This window comes from Pseudarthrobacter sp. MDT1-56 (genome assembly GCF_059383555.1).
Window position 1 is genome coordinate 1 of record NZ_JBWZCK010000026.1, and the last position, 9,956, is coordinate 9,956.

The following is a 9,956-nucleotide window of genomic DNA, read 5'->3' on the forward strand; positions in this document are numbered from 1 at the left end:
AGATGTGGGGCACCGCCCTGGGCGTCGGAACCATCGGCATCAGGTCAGCGATCTCGGTCCAGAGCGGGATCAGGTTCTCCCGGTCAAAATCCCGGTACAGCTCTTTCAGCTGCGCAGCCTCCTCGGGCGTGGGCTCCGCCAGGGCGTGGCTGGCAGCAACTGTCTCATGGGTGATGTTCTCAGTCATGGCAATCCTTTACTGTGCGTGGGCGCCGGCGGCAGCCAGGCGTTCGGCGATGTCGGCGCGGAGGTCTTTTTTGTTGACCTTGCCGACCTTGGTGGTGGGCAGTTCATCGACGACCACGAGATGCTCCGGGATCTTGAAGGCAGCAACACCGGTCCGGCGCAGCAGCTCCTGGATTTGTTCAAGCGTCACTTCGCGTCCGGGCTTGACCGTGATGTAGAGGCAGAGCCGTTCACCCAGCATCTGGTCCGGCATTGCGATCGCGGCTGCCATGGTCACGTCATCGATCCGGTAAACCAGGCTTTCGATTTCCTCGGCCGAGATTTTCTCTCCGCCGCGGTTGATCATGTCCTTATCGCGGCCCTGGACGATCAGGTTTCCGTCGGGACGCCGCTCGACAATGTCACCGCTGGCGTACCAGCCGTCGGCGGTGAAGGCCCGGGAGTTGGCCTCGGGGGCGCGGTAATAGCCCCTGGGTGTGTAGGGTCCGCGGGTCAGGATGGAACCGGGGACGCCGTCCGGCAGGTCCTCGCCGGCCTCATCAACGATGCGGACCTCGTCGGCTTCGGATACGGGCCGGCCCTGCGTGGTGCAGATGACGTCTTCGGGATCATCCAGCCGGGTGGTGTTGATAAGTCCTTCGGCCATGCCAAAGACCTGCTGCAGGGTCGCGCCCAGGACCGGCTTCACTTTCCGGGCAATCTCGTCCGGAAGGCGCGAGCCGCCGACCTGAAGCACCTCGAGGCTGGCCAGCTGCTTGGTGCCTGCTTCCTGCTGGTACTCAATCCATCGCTGGGCAACTGCGGGGACCGCGGTGGACAGCGTCACACCCTCACATTCGATAGCGGCGAAGGCCTTCCGCGGTTCGGGGGTCGGCAGCATGATCACGCGGCCACCGGCAAACAGGATTCCGAGGATGCCCGGGCAGGCCAGCGGAAAGTTGTGGCTCGCCGGAAGGGTGCCCAGATAGACAGTGTCCTCGGTGACTCCGGTGGGAACTGACGTGGCTTTGATGTTGTAGGCGTAGTCGTTGTGGGTCCTGGTAATCAGTTTGGGCAGCCCGGTGGTGCCCCCCGAGAGCAGAAACAGGGCCGGCGAGTCAGGCGACGGCGCACCGGCGTCCAGCCGTGCGCGGGCGCCCGCCACGTCCTTGCCTGGTGCCAGGATTTCCTCGAGACGGACGTTCAGGGGGTTCGCCGCACCCGAAACGAGGATGATCTCCAGGGACGGAATGCTTGACGCAAGTTCTTCGGCCATCGCCTGGTGGTCAAAGTCCTTGATCACGTCCGGTACGGCGATGGCCCGTGATTCGGAGAGCTCCGTGAGGAACGACAGCTCATATTGCCGGTGTGCCGGCAGAGCCATCACGGGGATGATGCCCGCACGGAAACACGCAAGGGTCAGCACCGTGAACTGCCAGCCGTTGGGCAACTGGACCATGATGCGGTCGTCCGCTGTCAGGCCCAACTGCAGGAGGCGTTCCGCGGCTGCATCCATTCTGTTGGCCAGTTCGGCGTAGCTGAGCCGGACGTCACCGTCCACTATTGCGATCTTTTCCGGCAGCCGGTCGGCCGTTTCGAGAACGTAGGCGCCGAGGGTGCGGTCTTCCCAGTAGCCCCTGCTGCGGAATTCGGCCGCAAGGTCCGCGGGCCAGGGGATGGTGCCCTCACTGGTATGGCTGGTCATTTCATGTCCTCCTTGACATTGATAACAACTGCATCAAGGGCCACGAGCCCTTCATGGGTCAGGCGCAGGGGATTAATTTCGATCTCTGCAATTGCGTCATTGGAAACAAGCGCATCGCCGAGCCTGACCAGCAGGGCCGCCAACTCCTTCGTCTCCAGCATCGGCCCGGAACGGAAACCGTACAAGAGTTCGCGCGCCTGGAGATCACCGGGCATACCCTCCGCCACACGGACGGACAGGGGAGCGGAACGGATGGAAATATCGGCGAAGACCTCCGCGGTGGTCCCACCCAGCCCAAGCACAGCGATCGGTCCGAAGACAGGGTCACGGCGGACGCCGACCACCAGGTCGATACCCGACGGAGCCATTGCTTCGACCAGGAATTCGCGGGCACCGGCGGCCTCAAGGCCGTCCAGGGCACGGTCCATGGCCTCGGGGGAGGCCACTCCGAGGTGCACACCGCCGATCTCGGTCTTGTGCAGAACTGCGGCGTCGAGCAGCTTGACCGCAACCGGACCGCCCAGCTCGGACAGGGCGGCCTGCGCCGCGGCGCGGGTGCTGCAGCTCCGCCGGGAAGGGGTGGCGATGCCGAGTGCGCCAAGGAGTTCCTTGGCGCGGTTCTCGTCCCAGGGCCCTTCCAGTTCCGGCCAGGTGAAGGCTCCAGCGGCTGCTTCCGCGCGCTGGAATTGTCCGCGGGCGTCATTGACCAAAGCCGTAATCCCGTGGGCCAGCGATGTCGGTCCAATGATCAGTGGCAGGTCGTGCTGCTGCGCGGACTTTTTCGCGCGTTCAAGGTCGCCGTCGGGTCCGTCGACGCCGATCAGGAACGGAATTGTGTCAGCCACCCCTGAACTGGCGACGGCGAGAGGGAGATCGGCGACGGGTTCGGTCAGTCCGTACACCGCTACGACATCGATCGCCGGGTCGGAGGCCACTGCGGCCACGATCTTCTCGTAGCCGGGACCAGGGCGGCCGGTATCCACAGGGTTGGCCTGGAAGGTCAGCGGCGGCAGCAGCGTGCCGACGGTGTCCTGGCTGGTCTGTGCCAAGCGCGGCAGCGTCACTCCGGCGCTGTGGAGGGCATCGGCGATCAGCAGCCCGGGGCCTGCCTGCCCTGTGATGAGTCCGACTCCGGGGTCAGCCGCCGGGGCAAGCCTGCGTCCGGCCAGAGCGGTGACAGCGGCCACCAGCTGGTTCTCGTCGTCGACGATAACGGCGCCGGCCTGCGTCAGGACCGCGCGTGTGGTGCGCCAGGATGTGGCCAGGGCACCCGTGTGGGACTGGGCGAACTCAGAGACGTCATTTCGCCCGACGACCAACGCCACGACCGGTTTGACGGCACTGAGGCGTGAAACGGCGTCGATGAGGGCTGGCCCGTCGGCGACGGTTTCGAGGTGCAGGGCGACTGCCTTGGTTTGTTCATCGGAAATGAGGTAGTCGAGGACATCGGGTGCGCTGATATCGGTGCCCGCGCCGATGCCGACGGCAAGGCTGACGCCCGCTCCGGCGCGCTGCAGGTGGAACGCCAAGACGTGGTTGACTCCGCCGCTTGCCGCCACGACGGCCACCGAACCCGGTTCCAGTTCTGCCACGCCAGGTACGAAGCTGGCGCGCAGGTTGCGCCGGGGCACGAAAAAGCCGGACGTGTTCGGGCCGAGCAGCCGAATGCCGGTGTCCCGGACAGCTGCCTCCACCTGTCGGGCGAATTCGACGCCGGGACCGCCGGCTTCGGCGAACCCCCCGGCGCAGACAAGGGCCGCCCTGGCGCCGTTCGCTGCACTGTCGCGCAGTGCCTGGGCGGTGGCTGCGGCAGGTACGCAGAGCACTGCCAGATCGGGTCCTCCCGGAATTGCTCCTGCGGCGTCGGCGATGCTGGTGTGCATGCCGTTTTCACCGCGGCTGTTGACGAGTTCAACTGGAGCCGGGTAGTTGGACAGGGACTGCGCCATAACGGCGCCGAGCTTCTCCGGACTGGATGAGGCGCCCACGACGAGGATGCCGCGGGGTGCGAAGAGGGGAGTGAGACTATGCATTGGTGCTCTCCGTCCCTTCCACGGCAGTGGCGTCTGCCCGGCCGGAGAGCACCAGGGTCAGAGCCGACACCGGCCCCCGGTCATCGACGATGACGCTTGTCAGGCCGCGGCCCAGGCGGGCTTCCTCTGAAAGGAGGATCCGCGTGAACGGATTGCCGCCCTGGATGACAACGGCAGCAGCCCGGGCAGGCAGGTGCTCGAAGGCGGCTGCCAGCCCCGCTTCGGTATCAGGCGCGGTGAGCAGCAGCCCGGTGTTGGCGTCGGCGTCGGCCGGGTTGGTGCTCAGGACAATACTGCCGCCGGGGCCGGTCAAAGCCACCTGACCGTTCTGCTCTGTCAGGGAGAGCTGGCGCCCCGCGAACTCGACGGAACCAGCGATCAGAGGTGTCTCCAGCGGTGACTTGCCGTGTCTGGCCAGCCAGTCGTGTTCCGCAGACGCCACCAGCTCCGGGTCGCGCTGGCGGATCTTGTCGATGTCGATGCTGCGGGAGAAGAAGTGGAAGGTGAACTGGGTCGGGTCGAAGGAGTTGTAGTAGCGGGCGAAGTGTTCCCACCAGCTCAGGCCGCCGCGGGCCTGGTTCTGGATCTTGGCGACCTGTGGCTGGCGATCGGCTTCGTAATTTGTGAAGGCCAGTTCGAGGTCGTCCTGGTGCGCCGCGATTTCGCGGACCAGAGTGATGGCGTCTTCCATGGCCATCTTGGTGCCTGAGCCGACGGAGAAGTGCGCGGTGTGGACAGCGTCCCCGAGCAGGACGACGTTGCCCTTGTGCCAGGAGCGGGTGCGGCGGGTGCGGAAATTCGCCCACCGGGAGTTGTTGGCCACCAGCGGTTCTCCGGCAATGTCTTCGGCGAACAGTTTCTCGAGGAAACGCTGGGTCTTGAGGTCGGATGGTCCAGGGGGCTGGCTGGCGTCAAATTCATCGAGGCCGGCCTTCCGCCAGGTGTCTTCGTCGGTTTCAACGATGAAGGTGCTCAGCTCATCGCTGATCGGGTAACCGTGGACCGCGAAGTTGCCGAATTCGCTTTGCCGGTGAACGAAGGTGAGCCCATTGAACTTGTAGGTGGTGCCGAACCAGATGAACTTCGCTGTGGCGGTCTCGGCGGTGTGGCCCAAGCCGTCGCCGAGCTGTTCGCGGGTGGAGGAGTTGGCGCCGTCAGCGCCCACAATCACATCGAAGTCAGCGAGCTGGGACAGGTCGGGGACGTACTGGCCAAAGCGCATATCGACGCCGACTTCTGCCGCCCGGTCCTGCATGAGCTTCAGGAGGGTCTTGCGGTAAATGGCGGCCATGCCGTTGCCTGCGAAAGACTTCTGTTCACCCTTGAGCCAGACCTCGATGTCATCCCAGTGGGTGCCGTAGTCCCGGAGTCCGTTGCGAACCACGGGGTCGGCGTCGTTGATCCGATTCAGCGTTGCGTCGGAGAAGACCACGCCAAAGCCGAAGGCGTCAGTTGCCTGGTTCCGCTCAAAGAGTACGACGTCGGCGTCGGGAACGGTCTGCTTGAACAGGGTTGAGAAGAACAGTCCGCCGGGACCGCCGCCAATGCAGGCTACGCGAAGTGCCATCGATGCCACCTTTTAGAGATTTTGGGGAGGACGTGTGCTACGTCTCGTTCCCATTATGTAACGATTCGCCGCGGATCGTCAACTATTTGTTACATATAGTTCTGGGGAAACGCCAAGGACCTTGCGATGACGTCCTCGACGAACCAGAACAGCTTCCGCGACTCGGTCGGGTTACGCGACGACCTCCTGGCCTTGCCCGACGGGCTGACCAATGATGCCGGAGACAAATCCCGTGGCGGCAGGACCGAGCTGGCGGTGGATTGCACCAAAAAGGCTGTACGCCTCGCTGCTGGGCCAGCCCTTGGGCTGCAGCTCGAGGGGCAGGTGGGGGTCCCGGAACGGGAAGCGACGGAAGTCGCCGATAATCTGCATCCGCTCGATGAGTGCCGTGCGCCCGTCCTTGCCCGCGTTGGCTGCCTCGTCATCAAGGGCGGCGTAGGTGCGGATGAATTGCCGGTAGTCCGCGCCGAGCTGCTCGAGGTCCCAGCATCGTGCGGCAAGGTCCCTGTCCTCCTCGAGGTCGCCGGTCCCGCACCAGAGGGCATCAACTTTGGCCAGCGGATATTGGGCGGCAATTTCGCGGACCTCGGCGATGAGGTCGTGCGGGCTCAGCCAGGTCGATGGCGACAGCTGGCCGAAACCATGCCAGGCGAGCTGCTTGCGGAGCTGTTCCCGGACGGCGCGTTCGGATTCCGGGACCTGGTAGATGGCCATGGTCCAGCGCCCCTGCCAGCTTTCATCCCGCCGCCGGAAGATCCGTTCGCGTCCCTCGTCAAGGATCTCCAGCATGTGGGGGGTCAGGGAGTAGACCGTTTCCCGCCCGACCCGCCGGGTGGTGAACCAGCCCTCCTTGCGCAGGCGGGAGAGGTTGACGCGGACCGTGGCCGCCTCAATATCAAAGACCGCGAGGAGCTCCGTGATGTCGGCCAGCTTGACCTCGCTCCCGGCATACCGGAGATAGTCCCCGAAAAGATCCAGGATCAGGGCTCTGGGTTTCCACTGCATAAGGCTTCTCCAATGTTTGCTTGCCGGGCTGGGTGTCCACCAGGGGAATGTGCAACACACCTGTTGACGCACAACACTTTTATGTTACATTCGGTTGTGGGTCAGATCACAGCCGAACGACCCCTCATCTCTGGCACAGCCACAACGTCGTGTATATCACCTGGAGTCCCCAATGGCTTTTCAATCGCCTGTCTCACCTCCGGTTCGCCCCCGCAAATCGGCAGCCGCTGTTATCTTTCTCTGCTTCCTGGCCATCGTCTTCGACGGATACGATCTGGTCGTCTACGGTGCCATCGTCCCCAAGCTCCTGGCCTACGAACCCTGGGGCCTGACCCCGGTGCAGACCGGCGCCATAGGCAGCTATGCGCTGGCCGGCATGTTCATTGGCGCCATCCTGATCGGGTACCTGACTGACATCGTCGGGCGCCGGAAGGTCATGATGGTTTCCATCGCCTCCTTCTCGCTGCTGATGCTGCTGACCGCCTGGGCGCCGACTCCCGAGCTGTTCGGCTTGTTCCGTTTTCTCGCGGGCCTCGGACTGGGCGGTGTGATCCCAACGGCGATTGCACTGACCGTGGAATTCTCCAAGTCGAACCGCCGCAACTTCAATAACGCCCTGATGTTCTCCGGATACGCTGTCGGCGGGATCCTCGCCGCGCTCCTCGCACTCGCTTTCCTGCCCACGCTGGGATTCCGGGGCATGCTGGCACTCGGTGGCGTACCACTCATCGCCGTCGTGCCGCTGTTGTACAAGTTCCTTCCCGAATCACCGGCATTCCTCGCCGCCAAGGGAGACCGGGCGCAGGCGGAACGCATTATCTCCGAGTACGGGTTGGAGCCGCTGCCCGAGGCACCGGCACAAGGGGACGCGCCTGTGCACGGCCGTTTCCGCACCCTGCTGACCGGGCGTCTGCTCCGTGCCATGATCCTCTTCAGCCTGGCCGGTGTATGTGGCCAGACCCTCGTGTACGGGCTTAATACCTGGCTGCCGCAACTCATGGTCATCGCCAAATACTCCCTGGCCTCCTCCCTGACATTCCTGCTGACAGTCAATATCGGCGCCGTTGTGGGAGTGCTCGTTTCCTCCCGCCTGGCCGACCGTTTCGGTCCCCGGCCGGTGACCGCAACGGCCTTCGCGAGTTCCGGAATAGCGCTGGTTCTGATGGGAACCGGCGTCATGCCGCTTCCGGTCATGTACCTGCTGGTCGCGGTGGTCGGCTTCGGATCAGTGGGCGCACAGATCCTGGTCAACGGATTTGTCGCAACGTACTTCTCCGGCGCAACCCGGGCGACCGCCCTGGGCATCACGCTCGGCGTCGGACGGATCGGCGCCGTACTCGCCATCTCGGGCGGCGGCGTGCTGGTGGCCGCCTCACTGGGCAACTTCATCAACTTCTCCGTCTGGGCGATAGCAGCAGCAATCGGCGTCGTCGCGGTCCTGACCGTACCGCGCCTCGCTGACGCCGCATCCACGGACACTGCTTCAGCGACGTCTGAGCCTCACATTTCCGGCAGCACGCCCAAGCACTAAAGATCGTATTGCCAAGCCCGAGTGCTGGCTTACCCGGCAGAATCCAACTAAGGAGTCCACTTGCAAACGCAACTCATCATTGACAACCAGCCCCGGAACGGCCGTGAAGGCAAGACGTTCGAGCGGCGCAACCCGGTGACGGGTGCACTCGTGACCGAAAGCGCGGCAGCGGGCGTCGACGACGCGCTCGACGCCGTTGAGTCGGCATCACAGGCCTTCAGCACCTGGTCAACCACTGGCCCCACCGAGCGGCGGGCTGTGATGCTCAAAGCCGCAGACATCATGGAGCGGCGCGGCCCGGAGTTCATCGAAACCATGATGTCGGAAGTTGGTGCAGCCCAGCTCTGGGCCGGGTTCAACGTCTTCCTCACCGCGCAGCTCTTCCGCGAAGCAGCCGGGCTCGCCACCCAGATCCAGGGGGAGACCCTCCCGACGGACAAGCCGGGGACACTCTCGATGACGGTCCGGCAGCCCGCCGGGGTTGTTCTCAGCATGGCTCCCTGGAACGGAGCAGGCGTGCTTGCGGCCAGGGCCATCGCGTACCCCATCGTCTGCGGCAACACCGTGGTCTTCCGTGCATCGGAAACCAGCCCGAAGACCCATGCGATCATTGCCGAGGTCCTGCACGAGGCCGGGCTTCCGGCCGGTGTGCTGAACTTCCTGACCAGCACCGCGGAAGACTCCGATCGGGTTGTCGAATCGATCATTGCGCACCCGGCGGTCCGCCGGATCAACTTCACCGGCTCAACGGCAGTGGGGCGCATCATTGCCGAAAAGGCCGCCCGGTACCTCAAACCAGTGCTGCTCGAGCTCGGCGGCAAGGCACCGTTTGTCGTCCTCGACGACGCGGACCTTGACGGCGCCGTCAATGCGGCCGTCTTCGGCTCCTTCCTCTACCAGGGCCAGATCTGCATGTCGACCGAACGATTCGTCGTTGACGAGAGCGTGGCCGACGAGTTCGTTTCCAAGTTCGCAGCCCGCGCAGCGCAGCTGGCCGCCGGAGACCCGCTGACCGACGAAGCCTGCATCGTCGGCCCCATGATCCGCGAAGAGTCAGGCCCCAGGATTAACGGCCTCATCGATGATGCACTCGCCAAGGGAGCCGAACTTGTCGTCGGTGCCCGTGCCGACGGTGCATCGATGCCGGCCACCATCATCGACAAAGTGCGGCCCGAAATGTCCATCTACGATCAGGAAACCTTCGGACCGATCACCACGGTTGTCCGCGTTTCCGGCGTCGAAGAGGCGGTCCAGGTCGCAAACGATACGGAGTATGGTCTAGCTGCGGCCGTTTTCGGCGCCGACAGCACCAGGGCATTGCAGGTTGCCATGCGGATCCAAGCAGGACACGTGCACGTCAACGGGGCAACCGTCCAGAACGAAGCCCAGGCTCCCTATGGCGGCATGAAAAACAGTGGCTACGGCAGGTTCGATGGCAGGGCCGTCATCAACGAGTTCACCGAGCTGAAGTGGATCACCGTGGAGCAGTCCGACCAGCAATACCCCTTCTAAGTCCGAGCCCGAGGCATCCGAAAAAAGGAATGAAACGACTATGCAGGTAACCGCAGCAGTGGCCCGGGAGCCACGGCAACCCCTCACGATTGAAGAACTTGAGCTGGACGATCTCCGCCCTAACGAGGTGCTCGTAAAAATGGTGGCCTCCGGTGTCTGCCACACGGACGCCATCGTGCGTGACCAGGTTTATCCCACACCCCTGCCGGCCGTCCTTGGACACGAGGGAGCCGGGATTGTCGAGAGGATCGGCGATTCGGTTACCACGGTGAAGCCGGGTGACCACGTCCTGCTCGCTGCCGCGTATTGCGGTAAGTGCGACCGCTGCCGCTCCGGCCAGATGGCGTACTGCGAGAACCTCTTCGCCGCTGACTTCGGGGGCCGGAGGCCCGACGGGACCACGGCACTGAGCAAGGACGGGGAAGTGATCTCCTCCCA

7 protein-coding genes and 1 pseudogene are annotated in these 9,956 nt (G+C 64.2%); 3 read left to right on the plus strand and 5 right to left on the minus strand.

Annotation, left to right across the window (positions count from 1 at the left end; translation table 11 throughout):
* The 5 genes and pseudogenes from AC50YC_RS19570 to AC50YC_RS19590 all read right to left on the minus strand — a co-directional run.
* Positions 1 to 187: pseudogene (locus AC50YC_RS19570) on the minus strand (cupin domain-containing protein); the annotation flags it as partial.
* Between the two features lie 9 nt (positions 188 to 196).
* The gene (locus AC50YC_RS19575; RefSeq protein ID WP_494954939.1) at positions 197 to 1,870 is read right to left on the minus strand and encodes a (2,3-dihydroxybenzoyl)adenylate synthase; all 1,674 of its coding nucleotides are present in this window, start codon (positions 1,868 to 1,870) and stop codon (positions 197 to 199) included.
* On the minus strand, positions 1,867 to 3,903 hold the full coding sequence (locus AC50YC_RS19580) for an acetate--CoA ligase family protein (RefSeq protein WP_494954940.1): 2,037 nt from the start codon (positions 3,901 to 3,903) through the stop codon (positions 1,867 to 1,869). The genes AC50YC_RS19575 and AC50YC_RS19580 overlap by 4 nt, the downstream gene beginning before the upstream one ends.
* Positions 3,896 to 5,470 (minus strand): FAD-dependent monooxygenase, encoded by a 1,575-nt coding sequence (locus AC50YC_RS19585; RefSeq protein WP_494954941.1) that lies wholly within the window; start codon positions 5,468 to 5,470, stop codon positions 3,896 to 3,898. Before AC50YC_RS19585 ends, AC50YC_RS19580 begins: the two co-directional genes overlap by 8 nt.
* A 171-nt stretch (positions 5,471 to 5,641) precedes the next feature.
* Positions 5,642 to 6,475: a PaaX family transcriptional regulator gene (locus AC50YC_RS19590; RefSeq protein WP_494954942.1), complete on the minus strand. Its 834-nt coding sequence runs from the start codon at positions 6,473 to 6,475 to the stop codon at positions 5,642 to 5,644.
* A 172-nt stretch (positions 6,476 to 6,647) separates the two neighbouring features.
* Between AC50YC_RS19590 and AC50YC_RS19595 the strand changes: the two genes are divergently transcribed.
* The 3 genes from AC50YC_RS19595 to AC50YC_RS19605 all read left to right on the plus strand — a co-directional run.
* Positions 6,648 to 8,006 carry an MFS transporter gene (locus tag AC50YC_RS19595; protein ID WP_494954943.1) on the plus strand — a complete coding sequence of 453 codons (1,359 nt, stop codon included), beginning with the start codon at positions 6,648 to 6,650 and terminating at the stop codon, positions 8,004 to 8,006.
* A gap of 60 nt (positions 8,007 to 8,066) precedes the next feature.
* On the plus strand, positions 8,067 to 9,518 hold the full coding sequence (locus AC50YC_RS19600; RefSeq protein ID WP_494954944.1) for an aldehyde dehydrogenase: 1,452 nt from the start codon (positions 8,067 to 8,069) through the stop codon (positions 9,516 to 9,518).
* Positions 9,519 to 9,558: 40 nt separating this feature from the next.
* A partial coding sequence (locus AC50YC_RS19605) for an alcohol dehydrogenase catalytic domain-containing protein (RefSeq protein ID WP_494954945.1) occupies positions 9,559 to 9,956 on the plus strand: 398 nt, incomplete at its 3' end.

What these genes read in the sequence shown, in the direction of transcription:
- AC50YC_RS19575 (WP_494954939.1), bottom strand. Translation starts at nt 1,870, where the DNA reads ATGACCAGCCATACCAGTGAGGGCACCATCCCCTGGCCCGCGGACCTT.
- AC50YC_RS19580 (WP_494954940.1), bottom strand. Translation starts at nt 3,903, where the DNA reads ATGCATAGTCTCACTCCCCTCTTCGCACCCCGCGGCATCCTCGTCGTG.
- AC50YC_RS19585 (WP_494954941.1), bottom strand. Translation starts at nt 5,470, where the DNA reads ATGGCACTTCGCGTAGCCTGCATTGGCGGCGGTCCCGGCGGACTGTTC.
- AC50YC_RS19590 (WP_494954942.1), bottom strand. Translation starts at nt 6,475, where the DNA reads ATGCAGTGGAAACCCAGAGCCCTGATCCTGGATCTTTTCGGGGACTAT.
- AC50YC_RS19595 (WP_494954943.1), top strand. Translation starts at nt 6,648, where the DNA reads ATGGCTTTTCAATCGCCTGTCTCACCTCCGGTTCGCCCCCGCAAATCG.